This is a genomic window from Bradyrhizobium sp. Kon10 (assembly GCF_055807395.1).
On the sequence record NZ_JBVVOZ010000203.1, the window covers coordinates 1 to 276 of the forward strand.

Below are 276 nucleotides of genomic sequence, written 5' to 3' on the forward strand. Positions count from 1 at the left end.
GTCAGAGTCACGATAGTCGCGATTAAAGCCAGCCAACATAGTCTGGACGTTTTGGTCAATATGACCTAGTGTACAATCTGTTGTTGGAGATCTGATCAGCGATGGCGAAGGTCAATCCGATTCGTCGAGCCGAAATTGGGCGCGAAAAGCGCGCGCGAACCCGAGCAGAACTCGTTGCCGCGGCCAACTCGTTGTTCGCCAAGCAGGCCGTGGAATCGGTCACAGTCGACGACGTGGTCAGGGAGGCCGGCGTCGCCAAGGGAACGTTCTACGTTC

The 276-nt window shown here is 56.2% G+C and carries 1 protein-coding gene; it reads left to right on the forward strand.

The features are described from left to right. Positions 1–101: 101 nt before the first annotated feature. Positions 102–276 (forward strand): TetR/AcrR family transcriptional regulator (locus AC0L2O_RS36720; RefSeq protein WP_473373194.1); only part of this gene is annotated, 175 nt, incomplete at its 3' end.